This window comes from Pollutimonas subterranea, from assembly GCF_002849655.1.
GTDB lineage: Bacteria > Pseudomonadota > Gammaproteobacteria > Burkholderiales > Burkholderiaceae_B > Pollutimonas > Pollutimonas subterranea.
The window spans coordinates 1-23,020 of sequence record NZ_PDNW01000030.1 but is presented as its reverse complement, the minus strand read 5'-3'; the positions used below and the strand labels follow the sequence as shown (position 1 = coordinate 23,020).

Genomic DNA, 23,020 nt, shown 5'->3' with positions numbered 1-23,020 from the left:
CCGCATCGAGCCGCGACAGCGAAAACGAAGGCCAAAATCCTACCCATGGCTGAAGAAGCCGCGTGACCTCGCGCGCGACGACATCATTCGCTACGGGCGCCCGCAGCGGCCTAAGTAAGTGCCATTCCCTTTAGGGGGCACTTACCGCACTTAACGTAACTCATTGATTTATAAGGGCTTTTCTTAAGTGCGGCTTGTTGGCACTTAACTTTTTTGGCACTTAACTTTTTTCCTTGAAACCCGCATAAACAAAGGCGTTACAGGCGTCAGGGGTTAAGTGCCAGTCGCGTTAAGTGCGGCACTTAACTTTTCTTGGCACTTAACTTTGCCCCTATGCTGCCAATTCTTCGGGTGTCTCCACTGCTTCAAATGGTGCCAGATTAAAGCCCCTGCCCTGCTTCGCTCGCTTAATCTGCTTGGCGGTGAACATTGCGCCTATCTGCTCATCAAACCACGGGCGCGGCTTATCGTGGAAAGGCTCAGGCAACTCAAAGCGCCGGGTATGCAATCCGTTAGTGCCGTGACTGGCGGCAAACGGTGCGCCCTGTTGCCATGCGCTGCCAATAGCTGCCAGCAGCTCAGCTTGCAGGCTTTCCGCATCATCGCCTATTAGTGACTGATAACGCTGTGTCACATCACGCAGCAGCCCTGTACTATCACGCAGGAAAAACGAACGGTCACGCCGGGCGGCTCCGTTTGCCTTTGCCACCAGCCCGATTGCTATAGCGCCCTCGGTGTACGGTTCATTCAGGGTTTCGCATATCTTGCGCCCCCCATCACTAGGCGGCCACAGCACGTAGGCGGTGCGTGCGCTGCCGGTAATACCTCCGCTACCCCTGATTGCTTCGGCGGCATCCAGTGCCGTTTTAATCTCCTTGGTGCTGCCCTTGGCTACATGGTGCAATAACAGCACTGTTGCACCGGTGGCTGCGGCAAGCTGTGAACATTGATTCATCAGCGGTTGAACGGCGGCGGCGTCGTTCGTGTCGCCTGTACTTAAAGCTTGCAAGGTATCCAGCACGATTAAGCGAACATCGGCAAGCTCGCGTATTTCCTCGGTCAGTGCCAGCCATGCTGCGGTGGGGCGCAGGTCGCGCGTATGCGGGTCAGTCTCGATTACGCCAAAGTGCCCCACATCGGGCAAGCTCAATACGTGCAGGCGGTCGGGCATCGCATCGCCTGCCATCAGGGAATACAGGCGGCGGTGTAGCTCCGGCTCGTCATCCTCGGCGCTAACGTAGATTGTGCGTCCGTACCCCCGCACAATGCCGCCAAAGGATACGGCGGGAAAATCGCTGCTATACCTGCCTGCGGCCTTGCGTGCCAAGTCCAAAGCAAGAAACGATTTCCCTACTCCGGGCGGGCTTGCCAATAGCGCCACCTTGCCAAGCGGGTATATGCCCTCGACTAGCCATTGTTGCGCCGGGGGCGTGCCTTTGAACAGGCGGGCGGCGGTGCGTTCGGCAAGGTTAAAGCGCGGCGTATCGGCCTGCGGTGCGCTGCCCTGCCCTTTGCCTGCCGTCAGCCCTGTGAAGTCCATAGCGGGCGGCTGGCGCGTTTCCTTCGGGCCATCCAGTAAAGCCCGCACATCCTGCCAGCCATGCCCGGCGCATGTATTGTGCTGGCACTTGAAACCCAGTGCGCCGTTAGCGTTCTGGAATATGGCGGCCTCGCCTTTGCCGTGTTCGGCATTGAACGGGCAATGCTCCAACTTATAGCGGTCGCGTCCGTCGTGCCGGTCATGCTCATAATCAATGCCTAGGCGGTTTAGGAAGTCCGGCAAGCTGAACCGGCCTGTGTACGGCTGGCTTGCGTGCGTCGGCTGCTGTCCTGGCTGCTTCACCACATGCAAGGCTTGCAACTGCTCAGGCGTTACCACAGCCTCACGCGCAGGCACTTTCACCAGTTGCGACAAGCGCCACGGTGCAAGCTCGGTATGGTCGCCCTTGGTCGCTACGGTGCCGTACAGCTTCGTTATGCGGCCAGCGTTGAACACAGCCGTATCTATCTGCACATCGGCGGTATCAAACATTGCAGCCAGCCCGATAAGCGCCCCCTTTATCAACTCGCGGGCGGCGTCGTCGTTTGCCATATCCAAACGAAACAACAAATGAAACCCGTTACCGCTCTCGGCCACGATAGGCGAAGGCCAGCCCGATTCACGCAGGAAGGCGTATATCTCGCTTGCCAGCGCCTTTGCCTTGGCTACCTGCTCATTAGTCGCGGCGGTGTTCTTCGGGCGCTTCGGGTCTAAATCCACCAGCAGCCAGCGCCTACGGGTTACGTTGGCGTCGGTCGCGGTGGCGTCGGCAAATTCCTGTACCCGGTTGCAGTACCGGCCCAATAGCTGCGGGTCGATACTGTTCAAGGTGATATACACAGCAGCGCCGGTATTGTTCAAGCGGGCGGCGTGTGCTGCCAATTCCTCGCGGTGGTCTGCATCAAAGTACCCGGCGTCGGTGCGCTTACGTCCTTTGGCGAAGGCGCGAAGTTCGATTATGTCGGTAGGCTCAAACAGCACGTTCAAGGCGCTTACCATTGCGGCGGTGTCTGGGGTCGGTCTAATGTCCATTACTTGCGCCCCCTGAACCAGTTCAAAATATGAAAGAGAATTACTAGGGCGGTCATAGTGCGCCCCCTATATCTTCCAGGCGGTCGCTAATGCAGCACAGGGCGCTCGTAACGTCCTTTCCACGTTCGTTATTGATTTCTGCCAGCGCCAGTACAGCGGCGGCATTCGGGTCGCCTGTGATTTCCAGATAACGGGTATAGGCGGCGGTGACTTCGGCAATGCTCTTTGCTTCGGCCATTACGCAGCCCTCCCGCGTTGCGCCATCCAGCGATAGATACGCTGGCGGTCGGTAGGCGTTGGCGAATACACGCCGGGTCTGCATGGCCTGCCATCACGGTCGATAAAATTGATACGCTCACACGGAAGCTCAAGCCCACGGCGGCGAAGCTCTGCTATCAGTTCCGGCCCGTTGCTGCATCCCGCTACGGCATCCAGCGTTTCACGGGGCAATGGTCGCGTCAACAAGGCTTGCAGGGCGCGAAGGTGCCGGGGGTTTTCAGTGCCTTGGAATTTACGGGGGGTGGTAAAATTGCGCTTGCTTGGGGCGCTCTCGTGATTCGTTGCGGGGGCGTTTTCTTTTGTCATGGCTTGGCCTCCCCTTAGAATGGCACGCGGGCGTTATATGCCCGGCTATGCGCTTCGGTAATATCGTCGGCGGCGTCATACACCAGCGCCCCCGGTGCGCTGCCCACAAAAGGCATTGCAGCCATGCCGCGTGCCAAGTCGTGAATGAGTACACCAGCCACAGCGCCAGCGGCGGCGTCTGTATTGCCAAGGGAAAACGCAGCAGCAAGGCGCAGGGCCAATGCCTGCTCTGCCTGTTCCAAGGTGTCGGCGGTGTAAATCTCCATTACTGCTTCGTAGGCTTCACCAGCGGGAATTGTTGCGGCGTAATGGCTTTTCTTGCCAAGCTCGATAAGTGCCTGTCCCAGTTCAATCAAGCAAACAGGGCCAATATCAATGCTGGCTGTGCGTCCGTTGGCTGCAATGGTCAAGCGCAGGGCGTCGGCATCAAAGGTTATGCGGCCTTGGTCGGGGTGCCGGTATACCTGGCGGGCGTTTTGGGTTGGGTGTTTGATGGTAGTCATGCTTAAACCCCCATCAATGCTTTGATGTCGCAAACACGCCATGCAAGGCGGCCATTGATACGCAGCGGGCGAATGGGGCCATTCTCGAAACATGCCCATGTACGCAGCGTTTGGGGGCGGCGGTTCAAATAGTACGCAGCAGCGGCGGTATCTACTGCCGGGCTATTAACTGCCTGTAGCTTTGGGAACGGTTGCGGTGCCAGCGTATCGGCTTGCGGTAGATGTACCGCGTGCAATGGCTGTTGGTGGGTATTCATCGTTTATCACCTCTGTAGAATTACGGTGATATGGATTCTTTACCCCATCCTGCTTATGTCCGATACATGCGCGGGCTATCGCGTCTTACCGCGTTTTACCGCTTCTTATCGCGCCTCATTCTGTCCCTTAACGCGTTCAGCGTAAGCACATCAGGGACGCCAGTATCTTGGTGTGTCCTGCCCTTATATTGCAGTCCATCCGACGACTGCCCAATAAGCAAACCCTGCTTATTTTCGGCCATCTTTATCAATTCGGCCCATACACTATTTGGGTCGTCACGATTCACGGCGCGGCCTCTCGCCTCTTGTATCTCAGCACTCATTAGGTGCGTGCGATTCTTTAGCTTGTGGCTGATTCCAGTTTGTTGCCCGTCGCCAGTCACAGGGGCAAGCTCTACAGCATCATCTTGTGCTGGCACATTGATAAAAGCATCAGCCAATGCGTGAGCGTCATAGCCAATCACGCGGCAATCATCAAGCACGGTGACAAAATCAGGCTCGTCAGCGGTCAATTGCCAGCGGCTATATCGGTACATAGTGTCGTCGCGCATTTCGTAATGGTCAAACGTGCGCCAGCTTGCTATACCCGCATTAGCTAACGCTTGGCACGCGGATAATGGCAAGGTCGGAATGGCACCAGCCGGTGCCGGTTTTCCGTCGTTTAATTGCCCATCATTTGCGCGGCAAGGCTCCGTTTTCGCCGTGCGGCGGATAATGGCACGTAGCGGAATTTCGCCTCTACTACCGGCCCGCAGAATATCGTTCTGGGTAACCTCTGTGCCTGCGTGTTTGGTTGCCATGCTTGCTGCTTCGGCCAGCGTCAAAATATCTGTGTCAGTCGTTCGCCCCCCTCGCCATTCTGTCTTTGGCATCAAACGCTCGAACATCGGTACGTAAAACACAGTCGGCGCATCCTCAGCGGGCGTTACCTGCCCCTTAACTGGCATCTTTGATGCAAAGTCGAGTAACACGAGTTCGCCTGCCGATATTGCAGTATCTAAAGTTTTACGCCATGCCGAATGTGCGTTTGAAGCTAACACCCATCCGGGGGCACTAGTAAGGCGCTCATCGGCCTTTATCCTGTCGTCGTTGGCAACTAGCGCCAATGCCTGTTCATCAGTCAGGGAATGAAACGGTCTTTCAATAGCAGATAACAGGGCTTCTACCTGTACAAACTCAAACCCTGCAAATGGCGGCTCTGTTCGCAGGTGCAACTGCTTCGATTTAAGCCATGCCACCAGGTCAGGCACATACAGTAGGTTGCTTCCATGCTCGCGCTCTACTAACTCGGGGTGAAACAGTATTTCTTGCATGTGTGCCCTTCAATTGCACACCTTCAATAAATAAGGTGCCAGCGTCAGGCCGGTGAAGGTATCCGGCTTTTCCTACCGTCGCAGTAGACGCTGGCGTAAACTTTTGCCCGATACCGTCAGGCGGCGGTAGTTTCTAATGGCGCTATACGCAGGGCTTCTATGTGTATCGGTTTTGCCCTTGGCGAAGGCGGCCAGTTTGGTACTTCTCCGGGCAAGAAACCGGATAACTGCTCGTCGTCCATATCGCCTATACGCTCTAGCTCATCAGCCAAGCACAGAACCATTGCCCATACATCGGGGCGGCGCAATGTCTGCTCTGTTAGTTCGGCTAGATAATCGTATTCGTTACGCCAATACAGCAGGCGGGCCATGCCTTGCGCTTTTGTAATGTCATCCGTTCGGCTATATTCGCCCTCGTCTACGTATATGTGTTCCTCGCCTTCATGTATCTGGCTGGCTATCGGCCCGGCCAATGTCGCGCATACATGGGCGCGCAACTCTCGCAGGGCAAACTGGCGGTGCCTGTCGGTAGGATAAAAACTAGCAAACGCGCTCTTATCTGCCTTGTAATAACAATCGTCATCATCCCATTGCATAAACATAGTCGCGGTGAACGCATCGGACGATGAACACACGCCCCATAAGTCAGTTAAGGTGCCACCCTTGCGGCCCTCTATCGTCCAATCTTCGCTGCCTTCGGGCGCTACTGCCAGCCGATAAACGTATGCCCCACCTATTGAAAACATAACAGCGTGCGCTGCCTCATGTACGCAGGTTTCCCGGCGGCGCTCTCTAGTTAATTTATACATTTCCTCCCCTCTCTTTTTATTACCCTGTAGTCTCTAAGCCCATACCGTCACGCTGCCGTACCTCCAACAACACGGAAACTGCCCGGTGCGGCTTCGGCGTCAAACTGTATCTTTGCCTGCATCAATAGCCAGCCCTCGATTTTGTCATGGTGTACCCGCAATAAATCCAATGGGCGGCGTATATAGTTCTGCTCTCGCACGCCTTGCGGGGCATGGCCTTGTATCTGGGCACTTATGCCGCCGGGAATGTCTAGCCACTCGCACAAGCTCGCAAATGAACGGCGCAGGCCATGTAAGGTAAGGCCATCCAAGCCAGCAGCAGCACAGGCGCGGCGGTGGGCTATGCTCGGCTCGGCAAGGCGTCCTGATTTGCTTGTAGGGCTGGAAAATACCCATCCGTTGCGCCTTGGTAGTCCGGCCATCAGGTGCATTACATAGGGTGTTAACGGCACTTGGCGGGTGCCTTCTATCTTGTCGCGCATACTGATACCACGCCATTGAAAATTAACATCCTCCCATTGCAGCGTTAGCAATTCCTCACGCCTTGCGCCGGTCAGCAGCAGGCATTGCAGATACGCGCTAATCGTTGGGTTCGGTATTTTCTGCACATGCTCAAACCACACGACTAATTGCTCTTTTTGCAGGTGGTCATTCTTTGGCTTTGAAGCGCCTACGGTATCGCGCACTTTCTTTGCACTGGCTGCGGTCGGGTCGGTCGCATCGCGGTACGCCTTTTCATTGGAACACCAGCGCAGAAAGGCTTTGAACAAGCGAATTGCCAAGCGAACACGGGCGGGGCGTTTGGGCGTTTCCCTTTTTGCCCATTCCTGCATTAGCTCGGGGGTAACGTCGCTCAGGCGCAGCGGCATAAACTCGGCCAGCGGCCCTGCAATCGTTTTAATTTCTTCCTTTAGGCGCTTGCGTGTCTCGCCTCCGACTTGCGCTAGGGCTACATGGTCGCGGTAATGTAATGCGCTCCAATGGGGGCGGCGCTCCTTTAGGTAGGCGTCCCACGCATCGGCCACTGTCGCAGTCTTGCGCTTACTATGCTCACGCTTGGCTACATCGGCGGCGGTAACTTCCTGTTTTACCTCTCTCGGGTCACGGCCTGCCCTAATTTGCATCCGTAGCTCGGCGGCCTTATCTCGGGCGGCGGTCACGCTCCATGTTTGCAGGTCGCCAATCGTTATGCGAATGACTTGCCCGGCCAGCTTGCCTTGAAATATGTATGACTTGGTGCCAGCAGCAGTTACGCGCACACCTAGGCCGGGCTGCTCTGTGTCGCGCATGAAAGCCTGTTGCTTACCTGCCGGACAAGTAAACGACGCAATGCGCCCCGGTGTTAGTTTGATGTTTGACATATCCATGTACCCCTCATGTACCCCCTATGTACCCCAAAAGGTAGAATATCAAACAATATCAATCAACACAAGGATTTATGTACTCCTCTCGAATGCCGCATGTTTATTGTGTTTAGCTCTTTTCTATGAATTTTAATCAACGTTGAAAAACACCATATTTTGAGGATTAAAAATCCTTGTGTCGGTGGTTCGATTCCGCCCCAGGCCACCAAACAGATCAAGCACTTAGCCCAGCCATTCGCTGGGCTTTTTGCTTTTTCTGTCACTTTTCTGTCACTCGTGGCGAAAAGCGAGCGGTGACCAACGGGGCGCATCCACGCCTGACGGCGGAGAATTTCGCCTGATTCTCGCCTCATGGGGGGCCGCTTAAAGCTATACGCAACTTCATCGATATGGAGTTGTGATGCCTTACCCTACCGTCACCCTGCGCCTGACCGCGCACCCAAGCCAGGCGCCACACCATGGCTAAGCCCTTTATTGAAGGCTGCGGCTGGGCGTTTCGCCTGCGCACCCAGGGCCAAGACATTTATCGCGGGGGCTACCCCTCTGAGGCGGCCGCGCGCAAGGCCCAAGCGGCGATCGTCGCTGAACTGGAGCAAAGCGGCAAAACGGCAGGCCTGGGCCCCCATGCGACGACGCTCGCCATGGCGTTCTCAGACTACGCGCGACAGCGCCTGCCCGCGCTGAAGGGGGCCAAAACTGATGTGAACCGCATCAATCGCTACCTGCGCGCCAGCGGCTTGCCGCTCGCCCGCGTGGCACGTCCCCATAATTACGAGATCGGTCAGAACGCCGGCTGCCACTGGGTCGTGTCGTTTCAGCCGCCCGGCGAACAACGCATCGTGCCGAGCCTCACGGCACACCGCCACGCGCAAGCGGCGCGCACCGCACGCACGAACCAGGTGCGCGATCGACTGGCACGCACCCGCATGGCCGACGTGCGCCCGATCGATGTGCAGCAGCTCATCGATGCCATGATCGCCGACGGCTACGGCGCGGCCACCATTGATCACGAGCGCGCCGAATTGCGACGCCTTTTTAGCTACGCGCGCAAGACCTGGCAGTGGAGTCGACCGGCCGTCAATCCGGCCAGTCCCGTGAAGGCGCCACCCGTGGACAACGCGCGCACGCGGGTACTGACCAACGCCGAGTGGGAAAGGGTATCGGCCGCGCTGGCGGCCTACGACAACCCGTATGTGATACCGCTACTGTGTCTGATGCTCGAGACGGCGATGCGCTCGTGCGAGCCGTTGACCTATGCGTGCTGGGGCGACGTGAACTGGTCGCGCCGGGTGCTGCAGCTGGGCGATGGCAAGACCGGTAAGCGCGATGTGCCGCTCAGTCCAGACGCCATCCTGGTGCTCGAGCAGCTGGCACAGCGCCAGGCAAGCTGCGCGCCCCAGGCACCGATTTTTCCGACCTCGTATGAGGCGATCAAAAAAGCGTGGTCGGTCGCACGACTGGCGGCGGGCGTACCGGACGTCCAGCTGCATGACCTGCGTCATACGTCGGCCACCCGCTACGCGCTGCAGTACAACGGCAACATGCCCGTCATCAAGCTTATCACGGGCCATAAGACCACCAAGATGGCCATGCGCTACGTGAACCTGACGGCCGATCACGTCGTGCACCTGATGCACGGGGGCACGTTGGGTGTTGAGCAGATGCCTGCGGGCTACCAGTGCAGCCTGCTGGGTGCAAAAACCACCGATGTCACTGCGCCGGTTGCGCCCGCCTCAGTCGCCCTGCCCGAGGGTCGCCCCTTGGTGGAGATTACTTCTGCGGCCTCCCCCGAGACATCCGCCGCGCGCCGGGCCCATGACAACGTCGTGCGGGTCAACTTTGCGCGGCGCGTCGCGTGATGCCGCAAGGACGACTGACATCAAAAAGCAAACGTTCTACCTCACCCACCACCACCCAAAGGAATGCACCATGACCTCCAAAAAGAGAAACCTGCGTGATCGTATCAAGGAACAGACCAAAAATCTGGGCTCGAGCAACTACACACCCGTCAGGAAAGAGCGCTCCACACTGATGCCTGAGGACATGCCAAAAACGGGCCCCGGTGCGATGGGCGCGTATGCCCATGCCAGAGCCAAAGTGGAGGAGCTGCAAAAGGACGCCCAGAATCAGCGCACCGTCTTACTCTCGAGCATCGATCCCAACCCGTGGGCGCGTAGCCCTGCGCCACCGGACGAAGCGCCCGAGGCACAGGGGCATCCGCAGGACGCGCCAAGAGCCCAGCCCGAGGCGATCGTGGTGCGTATCAGTCCTGATACCGCCGAGCGGTTTCAGATCGTGCAGGGCGAGCGACGCTGGCGCCATCTCCAAGCGCTCCAGGTGGTAGAGGTCGACGTATTCGTCGGTGAATTTACCGATGTGCACATGTTCATGCTGGCCCGAGGAGCCCGGCTGGTCTAGCGCTGTTGACCATTAGCGGCACCTCAACCCACTCGCGAGCGAGCGGGCTAGGCGTTCATTTTCAAGCCGCCTCGCCCCAATTAAATCCCGTCGAAAAATCCCTTCAGATGCTCCTCATGTGCCTTGAAGGCGCTCTCAACCTTTCGGTGTGCATAATGCTTGAGCACCGTCTCCAAATTGTCATGCAGCAGGCTGGCGATGACGGTGTACTGACCGGGATTACGGTTGAGAAAATCGGTGGCTACGATGTGTCGAAGTGCGTGCATCCGTAGTCGGCCCACTTCCGGGATGTAATTCTGAGCAATGGTCGCAATAAGCTGGCCGACATCCTTATGCTTGTTCCCGTGTAGGTTCGGGAAGACCCACGGAGCTGTGGGATTGCGCCGCACCAGCACCGGCCGATACTCGGCAAGGTATTCCTCAATACGCTTGCTTAGGGCCTGCGGCAAGGGTGCGTCATACTCAATCTGTTTGGAGCGGTCGTTCTTGAAATCACCACTGAAAAACTGGAGGCGCCAACTCCCTTTCTCAGTCTGGAAAAGGTTCGTCTCATACTCGGACACGACTCCGGGTGCCACGTACTTTGTGATGGTCAACGTACGGTGTCGCAACGGATTCGACAGCGCAAGGGCGAGCAGCAGTGCGTCTCGCTTGTACGTGGCCTGGAATGCCGAGCCCGGGGCGCATCTAGCGGCCGCCATGTCCAATTTCTTGATGGCGTTCTTGAACGGTCCGAGCGGATCAGCCAGGCTCAGTAAGGTTAGCAACGGTGCCCTAGGGTCACGTGATTTTTTTCCTAGACTTGCCTGCTGCCATGACTTGCAAAGCCGGTACGTTTCATCACACAGTTCGCGCCACGAACGCCCTTTAGCATAAGTTTCGACTTTCGCCAGGAACGCAGGCTGCTGCCAGAGATAGCCATCGTCCGGCCTCGTGAGATTGCAAATCGCTCCCGCCACATTATTGTGGCCGTTATGCACGATATTTCCAGACCGCGCCTTCATAAATTCAAAGAAAGCGTTCACAAATTCGGGAATGACAAGCATCCCGAGCGTCTGCACGTGGTCATCGGGAAGCCCGAGACCCGATGTGGCGACATTCTCGCTTCTGGACTTAGCTAGAAACCCGAGATAAGACCGAACGGTGAGAAGGTTTCGCTCCGCGCTGGGGCACGCAAGGCCAGGTGCTGGATGGCAAAGCTTATTCGAGCCAAGGTCGGCACCGACCTTATCAATAGGAAGCGCTCTCCAAACACCGCGAGCAGTGCGTCGCAGTCCCACCGTATGTTCGGCTGTCTTATAGCGCATTAGGGCAAACCACTCTGCGGTCAGCTCCGGCGTGAACGCACCACTTTTCAAATAAAACGGGTCCTGACGATTGGCCCGCATCCGCTCCATGTACTTGTCTCCCGACTGCTGTATGGTGACGTTCAAGTCCTTGCGGGGATATTCGAGTTTGCTTTCAAGATGACCACGCTCTAAGCCCAAATGAGCTTCCAGGCGACGCAGCGCCGGCAGACCTCTCTTAAAAGGAAATTCACCGTTCAGCCACCCTTGGATAGTTAGCGGCGCAGTATGAATGGCTTTCGTGATGTCCGGCGTCGTTTGGCCGCTCATAGCAATAGCCGCGCGCAGCTCCTTATGGAACAAGGATGGCCCGGCGACGGGTTTGAGCTTCGCCACTCTGGTCGCCAAGTCGACCGTTTTCTTCCATGCTCGCAGAATGCTCACCTTGTCGGCGGCAGTCTTTCTATTGTGGGTGCCAGCGAGTTCCCCATAGGCACTGACCTGCTTGATGAAGTCGAAGGTGAATTCACGCCCAACGCGGTTTTCCATCGTCTTGTTGCAGAACACTAAGAAAGACTTCAGCACCGAGGTGTGGTTACGTAGAACCTGTTCGGACACTTCGCCTTTTTCGGTGTTGAGGCGGTCTCTATGAGCTTCTTGCAATTGCGAATAGGTGGTTTCCAATTCGTTTTCTCCGAGCTGCGGAGGTGACGCAACTGGAATACAAGACCAAGGCGTGATGGTGCCTTTGACCGTGTAAGAATATGGTGACCTGAGACCGTACCAAGCAAGGGATTGTGTCATTGGTTCTTATCGTTATTGAAAACGACAGTAAGTCTAACCTATTGTTTATACATACATATAGATAACCGACGTATAGGTGTGGTGAAAACGACCACCCATTCAGATTCGTTATTTATACCTTTACGTTCTCTCTTTCCTCCGCGTCACCTGCCGGGTTAATAAATCGCCGGATGGCAAAAGGTATAGCGCGTTCATGGACGCATACGTGAATTAATTGATAGTCCATGAAATTATTTATAAGAGCTGCGCTTGATACGGCTCCACGTGCGCAGGTTAAGAAAGGAAGCCGAGCAGATACCTCAGTGCTCATCGAGCGTGCGGTGCGATTGGTGCGGGAGCATCGCGGCGAGTACCAGTCGCTGTTGGCAGCTGTAGGGCCACCTGGGGCGCCCTGTAAGAGCAAGGCGGCTGTGGAGTTGGCCTTCCTGGAATGGTGTCCTGGTTCAATCACCAGCGCCTGCTGGTGTCGGTCGGGGATGTCGCGCCGGCCGAAGCCGATGAACGTTACTATCGACAACTTGCAGCCGACGCTGTGGAGCCCGCTTTACTTTAATCAAACAACCTACGCGATCCCTGGCTCGATTCAGCGATCCCTCTAGCACCTTGCTGACAAGCTGACCTATAACAACATCCGGAAATTCCGCTTGTCCGCATCCGACGACTTGAGAAGGCGGTACTCCATCCCGCTTGCTACTGCCATCTGCTGGGCGAATTCCTTCTTCGCCTGCACCACGGCATCCTCGATCTGGTTGTCGGCCTTCACCTCGACAATGACATACTTCAGGTTACCGTCAGGCTCTTCACGCTGGAAGATGAAGTCGGGATAGTAGCTGCGCACGGTACGCGAATCGGGGTCAATATACTGGACGAAGAAGTCGGATTGGCCGTGAGTCAACATTCCGGTAAAGTAGATCTTCCTCACACGCTGTTCACGCAGCAGGTCCCAGAACAGCCAGCTTTCAGAGCCGGAATCAAAACAGTAGGTATCAAGGTGGAAGCTCTTCGCGCGCTCCTCATCCTTGATCTGCATGTCGCCCATCCGAACGATCTTGTCTTTTGCCGCCGACACCTCGTAGTAGCCGTTGGCGGGCAGCTTGATCAGATCGACCTCGTACTCGTCCTTCTTCTCGTACTCGTCAAGATCAAACAACAAACGGAACAGGCGAGGGATAATCTCGTCGTAGAGCAACTCGTTGAACTCGTTGGTGATGGCCACCAGTTCATCAGTGCCTTCCTTCGTAGCGTCGAGTAGTTCTTCGACCTCCAGTGGGCTTCGGTTCAGATAGCGAGATACCTCGGCCACCAACGAAAGTCGCGAGAAGGCACGCTTCTCACGCCGCGAAGTCAGGTCGAAAGTTCGACTACTAGAGGCTCGGGCGGCAGCAGCAACGGTCAAGCCCTCTTGCCGCGTTTCGATCAGCCGGTATTTCTCGACCAGCGTCTTCCAGCTTTCCTGGTCGGTACGGGCTAGCCCCAGCGGTTGGCCGGGCACCAGGGCCTTTTCACGCATCTGGTAGAGCTTGCGCACGCGCACCAGCTTGATCTTGACCGGCGGTTCCACCACGCGGATTTCCACGCGCTCCTTGTTCTTGCCAGTTTTTTGCAACTCGTCGACGCTAATGCGGAAGTTCTGCTGCAACTCATTGTTGAGTATCTCGAGGTTGCCATCCGAAAGAAAGACGTAGCCGGTGTGTTGCGCCTCACCGATAGCTCGCAGGCAACGCATAGTCGCCTGCAGGACAAAAATTTTGGACTTCGGTTCGCGAAATAAGCCCACGCCGAACAGAGAACGACAGTTCCAGCCTTCTCGCCCCTTATTGACCAACAGGATGAACTGCTTCTCCGAGCCTTCAGTATCCAGCCGGTTGAACTCGCGGATGTCGTCGTTGGTAGTGATTTTGCTATCGCCTACGTTGATCAGAATCCGCGACGTTGGAATGCCGTACTTGAGAAGCGCACGCTCAACCGCGGGTTTTAACTCCCCCATCAACTCGTCGACGGTGGTCGCGAAGAAAGCCAGCTTGGGCAGCAAGCCTTCCGGGCGCAACTCGCCCACTTCTTTGAGAAAGGTCTCGACTGCGATATCGACAAACTCATCGTTGCGGGTGTTGGCATAGCCGCGCAGATCCACGTTCTTCAGATAACCCTTGTCGATGGCTTCCTTCAGGCCGTAGGCGTAGACCACCTCGGGCAGCACTTCGCACCCAACGTAGGGCGTGCCGGTGTAGTTGTAGCAGGCCACCACGCGCGTACCCGCCGCGTTCAGGCTGGCCGCCAAGATGTCGATAGTGGTGCGCAGGCTAGTGTCGGTTTCCTTCGCGCCCACCCCCATGTCCTTGGCCAGCGCCTTACCGAAGGCGTGGTGGGCCTCGTCCACAAAGATGCCGAGCTGTTCCAAGCGACGCAGTTTCTCGAAGCGTTGGTTGCTGGTGAGCTCGCCTTCTTCTTCGGGCTGGTCGAAGTTATAGAGGTCGGCGGCATCGGCATAAACGCCGGTGGCCGTAAGCGTTGCTCCCGTCGCGCCGAACAGCCTGTCGACAGAGGTTTTTTCCTTGTGCTTGCGCTTGAGGATGATCTTCTGGGTATTGGAAACGACGATGTTGAAGCGCGACCTATCCAGCGTATCGAGCGAGGTGCCTGCTTCTTCGAGGTAGTGGAAGCGCAGGTGCATGGTCAGGAAGTTGACGTATTCCGGTGGCACCACGCGCGTGAGGTCGAAGGATTCGATCTCCTTCAACGATTGCAGCACGGTCTTGTCCGGCGCGAACACCAGGGCATTGTGGCAGTAGCGCTCATCCTTTGGAAACTTATTGGCCAGCAGGAACTCGTAAAAAACGCAAGTCGCCATCAGGATGGTTTTGCCGGTGCCCATCGTCAGCGCGAAGATGTAGTTCGGGTAGGCGCGCGAGTTCTTGCGCATCTTCTCGAACAGCAGCTTGTACGAGCTCAGTTCCAGCTCGTCACTTTCCCCGAACGAGAACATCTCCTGCCCGGCGGTACCGAGAAAAGAGCCAAACCTGCGCCCCTCGAACTTGCCGCTGCGCTCGTACCAAGCCTTGAAGATTTCCTCGACCTTGGCATTGCCGAAAAACTCTTTCAAGAAAACATAGGTTTCCAGCGCCTCGAACTGTGGCTGACGCAGGAAGGCAGTAGGGCTTTTCTCCGGATTGTTGAAGTCGAGGAACTTGCGGGTCAGCTCTTTATAGTTCTGCCGAATCGCCCCCCGATTGTCCTGATAGAACTGCCAAAGAAAACGAAAAAAGGCAAAATTCAACGATGCGCTGGTGCTGCTGGCCACTTTGCTGGCCGCGCGCTTAGTCGCCATGGCTGATGCTCCCTTCCCAAGATTCCGACAGCAGATCCATGATCTTCACGCGGATGGTGCCTGCATCGCACGGCACCAAGTACTCCCCCTTGACCAGCTCGTTCTTGCCTGGAATATCCACCACGGTCGGTTGCAGTACCGCGCCGTCATAGTTCCAGTCGATCAGCACCGACTCGACCAGTTCCTTCCAATCTTCGACGGATTCTTTCTGAAGCGATAATTTTTGCAGCAGGTTCATCGGGTAGAAACGCTCGATAACCAGCTCGCCGTTCTTGATGGCGACCTTGGCCTGCGAATCTCGCCTGAATTCCAGATCAGCCTTATCGCGCAGAATGTCCACCACTTCCACGTGGATGTTGAAGGGCTTGGCGGCCAGCACCAGCTGAGCGGCCAGATCTGACTCGTGGCCCATGCAGACGAGGGTAATCTTTTCGACTGGGCGCTTCGGGCTTTCGTTCTGCTTGCGCTCCCAGGCCTTGTAGTCGAAGCCCGCGATCAGCTCGTTCAAGTCGGCGCACGTGGCGATGCGATTGACGGGCATGATCTTGACCATGCGACCGTCCTTCTCACCGTCGAATATGGTGCTGAACTCCAATTTCTGGATTTCCAGAGCTTCGATAAGCAGTTCCTTCGCCTGGACAGGATTGCGGAAGATGTCGTAGTGGTTGACGTTGTAGACTTCGAAGCCGGTGAACGGTTTGGTCTTATCGCCCAGCGGCTTCTGCCGTAGGTCTTCGGCGATTCCGATCAGCCGCTTTGCCGTAGTCTGGATTGCACCCAGATTAATGTCTGCACCAATGAATCGGCGGCCGAGCTTCATTGCGACGGCTTGCGTAGTACCGGAGCCCATGAAAAAATCTAGTACGAGCCCTCCGGCAGGCGAGGATGCTGCGATTATTCTCTCAATCAGAGCCTCTGGCTTCTGTGTCGGATAGCCGGTTCGTTCTTTCGCACTGCTACTGATGATAGGCATATCCCAAACGTCGTCGACTGCTTTACCTCTTGCTAGGATTTCATCGAGAGGAACCATTCGACTTTTGGAGTTGCCTTTTTGCCCAGGCATCCAGATCATCTCTCGGCCATCATCACCGATGTGGATCTCTTGCTTTCTTGTCTTAATCAGATCTTCTTTAACCCACGCCTCTTTGGGCATCTTGATTCTGGTTTCTGGAGACCTCGCATAGAAAAAAATATTATCGTGCTTCCGGTTGAATTGATTGTCACTGTCCATCATTCGGAACTTGTAGTGCCAAATGATTTCGTTTCTGAAGTTCTGGCTGCCAAATACTTCATCAAGAATAAGTCGCAAATGGGGAGACTTACGGGGGTCACAGTGCAGGTATAGGGCCCCACTTGGAGATAGAAACTCACGCGCCATTACCAAACGCTCGTACATAAACTGTAGATATTCATCGTTGGTCCAGATGTCACTGTATTGCTTTTCTTCAAAGCTTGTTGCGCTGGTTTCTGCTTGATTTCCCTTTATCTCAACGGTCTTCTTGTAATCCGCCTTCGAATCAAACGGCGGATCGATATAAATAAGATCCACCTCCCCCCTGAACTTCTTCAACAAATGGCTCATCACCTGAAGGTTATCCCCCCAGAAAATCTTATTCCTCCAGCCGTCCACTTCTTCGCCGTGGACTTCCTTCAACTGTGCCGGGTAATACTGGGTGGACGTGAATGGACGTTTGCCGCGCCAGTTCAGCATCGGATAGCCCTTAATGGGTTCGAACTCGTATTTCTCTACCGAATCAAGGTATTTCGGGCTGACTTCCGCAACAGCCAGATTCAACTGCTCATTCAAACCGTCACTCATAATCTACTCTCTAAACTTCCAGTTTTTATTGTCGCAATAGGCCCGCATATCGCAGTTCTGGCATAGCTTTGCCGGGCGCGACGCTACGCTGTAGTCCTGCCGCTCGATGCGCGCGACGATGTCGTCAAAACGCGCAACAGTCTTGCCGATTGCCCGATCGTCCTTGCTAAATGATACATACGGGTTACCTGCATCTTCGCCGGTGTAGTATAGGTGCATCCGGCTGACCTTCTGACCAGTGCGCTCTTCGACCAGATGCGCATACACCTCCAGCTGATGCTGGTACTGACGGAGGCGGTCGCGGTCTTTCTCCATGTCAGGTTTCTTTTCCGACTTGAAATCAATAATTTCCACCGTGCCCTGCTCGCCCCGGATCAAGTCAACATTGCCCCGCAGGATGTACTGATCCTTAATGAGCGAAATCTCGACTTCGGCTTCCTTTATGCGATCCCAGTTTCCATTTTCGCGCTCATAGTAGCGCAGCACGTGCCCCAGCGCTGCCTGTTGCGATGACGGCGCGAGATAGACTCGCTCTTTCTTCGACAGCATCGCATAGTTGGCAGAGAACCAGCTTTCGATGGCATCGCGGTTCAAGGTGCGCTCCCCACCACGCAGCACCGTTTTGTGAATATCCTCGATGGTCTGGTGTACCAGCGTGCCGAACAGCATCGGGCTTTCACGAATAGGAGCGAACTCCAGCTCCTTGAAGAAACGGTATTGCTCGGCACAGTTTTCGAACACCGTGATGTGCGAGGTGAAGGAATATTCTCGCTTGAGGCTGATTTTCTTGATCGCCTCGAAGCTCAGTGCTGAAAAATCAGCGTCACGCCAGCTGGGCAGCTCGTAGAACATCCGCTCGAAATATTTGGACGGCGACTTACCAAGCCCTTTCCCATGGCGCTCCTGTGCGGCCAATACCAACAGGTTCTGCGCTCTCGAGAAAGCGGTGTAGAACAGCCGCCAAAAGTCAAAATTCTTTATGTGCTCCAGCGGCTCGAAGGTCGGCTTGGAAAGGTAGCCACCCTCTTCCAGCAACACATCCAGCGCACTGTGCTGCTTACGCGGTACGGCTTCCAACGAGCCGCACAGCACCACCGGAAACTCCAGCCCCTTGGACTGGTGAATGGTAAGATAGGACACGCACCCCTTAGGCGCATATTCAGCCTCATCCTCGTATTCACCAATACCACCCTCGACCAGAAAGCGCAGAAACTGGTTGAACAGATCGCGGATGTTCTTTTCCAACCACTGCGGGTTCAAGACACTGACGAAATGTAGATACTCAAACTTGGTGAGCAGCTTGGAAAGGGTGGCCAAGTTGCGCGCCGCTCGGCCTTTATCCAGGCCGAGCACCGCGTCCTCGGAAAGGAAACGCGAAAACAGTGGAAACTGGAGTAACTGATAAAACAAGCCGGAGAAGGCGTAATCAGTATTCTGCGTCAGCACGGCGTGGCGCTTGGCCAGCGGCCGAGCCCAATCCAACATTGCCTTATTTTCGGGCTTGCGCAGCTCGTCGGCAAACGACTTGAAGCACTGGTGATCGTAGTAATCCCAGATGGGTAGCGTCACGCCTGCAGCCCACTCCCGCACTTTGGGGAACTGCGGGAAGAGGAAGATCAGGGCGCCGATCATTAGGCGGATCTCCTCGCGCTCGAAAAACATGTTCGAGCGGGGCGAAAATACAGGCACACCCTCGACTTCCAGGAAGCGTGCCAGCGACACTACCCTCTCATTCTTGACCGAACGAAAAAGAAAGGCTACCTGGTTCCAGTCCGACAACTGCCCCGATGCCCTCAAGCCGTTGAGAAAAGCCAGCACTTCGACATGCCAATTGGCTGTATCAGCCTGATCGTCGGCTGCCGCTAGACGTAACACAGCAGGTACCTCAGGGAAATCATCCTCGCGCGGGACGATCTGCTTGGCAAAACGGAAGACGCGCGTGCCATCACCCCAGGCCTGCTCCTTCATCCACTCGTTGTAGAAGCGGATGATGTCCGGGTGCGAGCGGTAGTTGACGGTAAGCTTGACCTGTTTGCACCGGCCTTCGGCGAACAGCGCGGGAAACTCGAGAATGTTCCGGATGGTGGCACCGCGAAAACGGTACAAGCCCTGATCGTCGTCACCCACCACACATAGATTGCAACGTTCGCCCGAAAGCAGCAAAAGAATGCGCTCCTGAATAGTGTTGGTGTCCTGGTACTCATCCACCATTAGGTAGGTGAGCCTCTCACGGAGCTGTGCCAGAACTTCGGGGTGCGTCTGTAGCAGTTGCAACGCCTCATACTGGATACCCGAAAAGTCGAGAGAGTTATGCTCCAGAAGAAGCTCTTGATATTTAACGAAACAGGCGGCAAGTGCACGAATTTCGGGGTCAGGAGCTGCCACCAACGCAGCAACGTCAAGAGCTTCTTCGCCGACTTTGTTGAGCCACTTGAGCAGATTCTCTGACTGCTTCCAACGCCCCGACTGGTCTTCGCCCATGACAAGCTGCGCATCCGGCAGTGAGCGGAATTCCTTGATGCGCTGGTACAAAAAGTACTGTTGATCGAACTGATCGAATAGCGTGAAGCTGCGCTTGAGACGAGTGAACTCCCGAAAATCTTCCAGCAGGCGCAGGCAGATGGAATGGAAAGTGCCCAGATACATCTCGTTCAGGTTGAATTGAATATCGAGATTGGCCAGCCGGTTGGAGATGCGCGTCGTCAGCTCGCGCGCGGCCTTGTCGGTGAACGTAACGACGAACAGCGATTCGGGCGCAACGCCTTTTTGCGTAATCAGATATACGATGCGCTCGACCAGGGTGAAAGTCTTGCCCGAGCCCGGGCCTGCGATAATGAGGACCGGGCCTTCAGTGGCGAGAATAGCTTGTAGCTGTTGTGGATTAGCGTTGCCTTGGAGAGCACTCGTGGCGATGGTCATGCTCCGCAGTACCCCATAGATCCGCCATTGTCACCGTGCTCCCCACAATACTGGATCTTTGCAATTCGACTCATCGATCAATCCCTGCCCGCGCATGTTTGTCATATTCACTTAAGTTTCGACAATTTTGAGGAATTTAGCAACACAATCGCCGGGCCAGGGTTTTACGCCGAGACAGAAAATCGCTACTAAGCCACGGCCTTGTCACTCAGCGTTAACGATACGAAACGTCAGCAAATGTCGGTACAGCTTGGAGACTCTGAGTTGGATTCGCACCCAGGGGAGCCGCAAGGGCGTCGCTTGGCTTGCTCAGACCGGAGGCGGCTGTACGTGGCATCAGTCGCCAAAGAATTGGCAACCTAGTGAAAGGTGCCATTGCATAGGTCCGAAAAGCCTTGTCCAAGATCGGCTTACCGATCAATAGCTGATTACGGATCGACGGGACCTCGCTAGAAGCCGTTATTTCTTTTGAGAAATCTGCACGGTTGGCGGCACTCATCCTGCTGGCACTCAGGACGATCAATAGTACAAACACAATGCCTCGCCGACCCGGCATTGTCGATCGGGCCGTCTCCAGTCCAACCGTTGGCGGCTGACACTGTCACCACGTCACTCCCGAAGCCGCCGGCCCTGGGTGCGAATATGATTCGCATCTAGTAGAGGCGACCTCATCAACAGTGCTCGAGCAACCATCATTCAAAAAGGTAAGGTATTTAGGTGCCGGGGACTTTGAGAGCAGATGTTTTTTGCGTTTTTCGCCTCCGGATCATACTGGGCGCGCTTCTGCCAGAATCTTGACCCTTACCTTGTCAGGCAAAGCGTTGGGTGTCAGCACGTCAACCGGCACACCGAGCAACTTGCTCAGTTCATGCCGAATAGCACCGATGTCAAATAGTGTCATCGCGGGTGTGGGGTCGATTAAGAGGTCTAAGTCGCTGCTATCCGTGTCCTGGCCGCGTAACACGGAGCCAAATACTCGTACATTGCAAGCGCGGTGAGATTCAACCACGTGCCGAATTGCGGAACGATGCAAGGCCAAGGCTTCCGAGGGCTTCATACGCGCTCCCGCAACAAAATCCGGCTCCGCGGTAACGCCACGTCGCCCAAGAAGAACCAGCGAATGCGTTGTACGTAAAGAAGGCATCAGCCCACTAAGGCACACGAAACACTATGAAATCGGGATACTACCCTTAAAACGGAGCGCTTGGCACTGTCGCTGTCAGAGGGACTTGCAGGATCTGGCCATAGTCGTTGGCGGTCCAGCAGGATCACCACATCACTTCCGATACCGCCGACCCTGGGTGCGAAATACACAAAACGCCGTATATATGCGGTTCGGTCAAACAAGGCGTAAGCACTACCCAGGCAAAAAACAACGCGTGTAAGCCATCCGGCCGCCAACTCAGACCGAAAGCAATTGCACGCCAGGGCGTTAGCGTCGCTACGCAAGCCGACTACACAGATTAAAAGATTAGTAGATTACGGCGTGGATACCCGTCACATACACCCTGCTACACAAGCACTATTTTCACAGAAAGCTCGTTTGGCGTGTGTCGAGGTCAAGTAGACCGTGTTGCGAAGTCAAGTTAAACGTGTTTCGACGTCAAGCAAAGCGTGTGTCAAGGTCAGGCCCCATGGAAGTTGCCTCAATGATCCTAAGCGAATTTTTGCCTTATCGCTGCCCCCTCTTCCTATACTTTTGGGTATCCACTTTAAGGCAGGTAGCTCGGTATGGAAAATTTTGACTTTCAAAAGCGCGACAGGCATCGGGAGGCCACGGTACAGCTTAAGGCGTGGATCCCCGCACCCCTACGAGATGAATTCGCCTCGGTATGTGCCACTCAGCAGACTACCGCGGCAAGTGTGCTGCGCGGCTTGTTGAGCGCTTACGTTCAGCAAGTCCGGAAATAACAAAGAACAGAGATAGCCAAACGTGACTAAACAAGGAACGCCTAAAAAAGTGTTGGATTTACGCTCGCAAGCGGCAGCCACCCGAAGAGCGGCAGACCGTGTTGGCGGCTTGACCCATCATCTAACATTGGCTGCGGCCGCAACACTGGAGTCCGTGGCCCGGAGTCAGCTACGCAAAGCACAAGTTGACCCGGTGTTGGAACTGGCCTCGAATGCTTCGACCGCGGAAATCAATGAGGCGCGTCGGCGCCGGTCGGTACGGCGCGGGCAGGACGTTTATTTGCCGTCATGGCGAGAGGCCGCCGTCGGGTTGCCAAACCTGTTTCTACGGTCCGCGCTTTTCTCCGTATGCTCAGCAAGAGAAGTACTTGTCGATGAGACCATAGCCACGCAGGGCGACACGGTTATTACCATGACCGGCGTGCAGCTGTGGAACTACGATCGTCGCATGTTCGCCGCATGCTTGAACTATTACCGCGATGATCGGCCACTGTCATCAAGTGCGGAGCATCCATGGGTAAAAGTATCGCTCTGGCAGCTTGCACAGGACCTAAAGGTTTCCTATGGCGCTAACGTCCACAAAGCCATGCGGGAAAGCCTGATTCGCCTGAACGCGGCCCATCTTCGTATTCGGGTCAAGCGCCAAGACGTCCCCATGCCCAGGTTAATTGACGTCGCATTCGATGACGGCTACCTTGGCAGAGACACCCCTGCACCGTTATTACGAGGGAGCGATACAGTCGCTTTCCGGGTCCTGGACTCTATGGCCAACCTATTCGGCCCCAGCGATTGGAGTGCGATCAGCGACACAGCCCTCCATGAGCGCTCTGGACTGAGCTCATGGCTGACAGGCTATTACAGCACTCATGCTGGTCCCTTCAAACTGGCTGTAGCCGCCCTACACCAGTACAGCGGCTCGATCTGTGAATTGCGCGAGTTTCGACGACGACTAAAAAACGCTCTGCTCGCGCTCGAGGGCGAGGATATTCCGACTGACTGTCGGATTGCTAGCCCGGAAATTTCATTATTGTTGTAGAAACGGGTAGGCAATCCCGTGCCAAAGGCTTATGGTTACTGGTATTCGACGCCACAACCAAACGGGATTGCCTATGCCAAATCGTACCACTGAACATCT

At 55.6% G+C, this 23,020-nt stretch carries 15 protein-coding genes; 3 read left to right on the top strand and 12 right to left on the bottom strand.

Annotated elements, in window-relative coordinates; translation table 11 throughout:
• Positions 1–331: 331 nt before the first annotated feature.
• The 7 genes from CR159_RS20385 to CR159_RS20350 form a co-directional block, all read right to left on the bottom strand.
• On the bottom strand, positions 332–2,572 hold the full coding sequence (locus CR159_RS20385) for an AAA family ATPase (RefSeq protein ID WP_102075781.1): 2,241 nt from the start codon (positions 2,570–2,572) through the stop codon (positions 332–334).
• Positions 2,573–2,624: 52 nt separating this feature from the next.
• Complete coding sequence (locus tag CR159_RS20380; RefSeq protein ID WP_102075780.1) at positions 2,625–2,810, bottom strand: hypothetical protein; 186 nt, start codon at positions 2,808–2,810, stop codon at positions 2,625–2,627.
• Positions 2,810–3,157: a hypothetical protein gene (locus tag CR159_RS20375; RefSeq protein ID WP_233208432.1), complete on the bottom strand. Its 348-nt coding sequence runs from the start codon at positions 3,155–3,157 to the stop codon at positions 2,810–2,812. The genes CR159_RS20380 and CR159_RS20375 overlap by 1 nt, the downstream gene beginning before the upstream one ends.
• A 14-nt stretch (positions 3,158–3,171) precedes the next feature.
• Positions 3,172–3,660, bottom strand: a complete 489-nt coding sequence (locus tag CR159_RS20370) for a hypothetical protein (RefSeq protein ID WP_102075779.1) — start codon at positions 3,658–3,660, stop codon at positions 3,172–3,174.
• Between the two features lie 352 nt (positions 3,661–4,012).
• Positions 4,013–5,230 carry a hypothetical protein gene (locus CR159_RS20360; protein WP_102075778.1) on the bottom strand — a complete coding sequence of 406 codons (1,218 nt, stop codon included), beginning with the start codon at positions 5,228–5,230 and terminating at the stop codon, positions 4,013–4,015.
• Between the two features lie 116 nt (positions 5,231–5,346).
• Positions 5,347–6,039: a hypothetical protein gene (locus tag CR159_RS20355; protein WP_143705492.1), complete on the bottom strand. Its 693-nt coding sequence runs from the start codon at positions 6,037–6,039 to the stop codon at positions 5,347–5,349.
• Positions 6,040–6,086: 47 nt separating this feature from the next.
• A complete protein-coding gene (locus CR159_RS20350; RefSeq protein ID WP_102075782.1) occupies positions 6,087–7,400 on the bottom strand; it encodes a tyrosine-type recombinase/integrase in 1,314 nt (437 codons plus the stop codon).
• A 461-nt stretch (positions 7,401–7,861) separates the two neighbouring features.
• Here CR159_RS20350 and CR159_RS20345 point away from each other — a divergent pair, with 461 nt between their 5' ends.
• Both CR159_RS20345 and CR159_RS20340 read left to right on the top strand, forming a co-directional pair.
• Complete coding sequence (locus CR159_RS20345; protein WP_102075776.1) at positions 7,862–9,262, top strand: tyrosine-type recombinase/integrase; 1,401 nt, start codon at positions 7,862–7,864, stop codon at positions 9,260–9,262.
• Between the two features lie 70 nt (positions 9,263–9,332).
• The gene (locus CR159_RS20340) at positions 9,333–9,821 is read left to right on the top strand and encodes a ParB N-terminal domain-containing protein (protein ID WP_158238576.1); all 489 of its coding nucleotides are present in this window, start codon (positions 9,333–9,335) and stop codon (positions 9,819–9,821) included.
• Between the two features lie 80 nt (positions 9,822–9,901).
• Here the strand turns inward: CR159_RS20340 and CR159_RS20335 are convergent, their stop codons facing one another.
• The 5 genes from CR159_RS20335 to CR159_RS20310 all read right to left on the bottom strand — a co-directional run bounded on the left by CR159_RS20335 (position 9,902) and on the right by CR159_RS20310 (position 21,031).
• A complete protein-coding gene (locus CR159_RS20335) occupies positions 9,902–11,791 on the bottom strand; it encodes a tyrosine-type recombinase/integrase (RefSeq protein ID WP_158238575.1) in 1,890 nt (629 codons plus the stop codon).
• 739 nt (positions 11,792–12,530) lie between these two features.
• Positions 12,531–15,236: a TnsA endonuclease N-terminal domain-containing protein gene (locus CR159_RS20330; protein ID WP_102075773.1), complete on the bottom strand. Its 2,706-nt coding sequence runs from the start codon at positions 15,234–15,236 to the stop codon at positions 12,531–12,533.
• The gene (locus CR159_RS20325; protein ID WP_102075772.1) at positions 15,226–17,055 is read right to left on the bottom strand and encodes a site-specific DNA-methyltransferase; all 1,830 of its coding nucleotides are present in this window, start codon (positions 17,053–17,055) and stop codon (positions 15,226–15,228) included. The genes CR159_RS20330 and CR159_RS20325 overlap by 11 nt, the downstream gene beginning before the upstream one ends.
• Positions 17,056–17,058: 3 nt before the next feature.
• On the bottom strand, positions 17,059–19,974 hold the full coding sequence (locus tag CR159_RS20320; protein WP_102075771.1) for an ATP-dependent helicase: 2,916 nt from the start codon (positions 19,972–19,974) through the stop codon (positions 17,059–17,061).
• A 766-nt stretch (positions 19,975–20,740) separates the two neighbouring features.
• Positions 20,741–21,031, bottom strand: coding sequence for a nucleotidyltransferase family protein (locus CR159_RS20310; protein WP_102075769.1), 291 nt, complete (start codon positions 21,029–21,031; stop codon positions 20,741–20,743).
• 903 nt (positions 21,032–21,934) lie between these two features.
• Between CR159_RS20310 and trfA the strand changes: the two genes are divergently transcribed.
• A complete protein-coding gene (gene trfA / locus CR159_RS20305) occupies positions 21,935–22,921 on the top strand; it encodes a plasmid replication initiator TrfA (RefSeq protein WP_158238574.1) in 987 nt (328 codons plus the stop codon).
• The last annotated feature ends 99 nt before the right edge of the window (positions 22,922–23,020 follow it).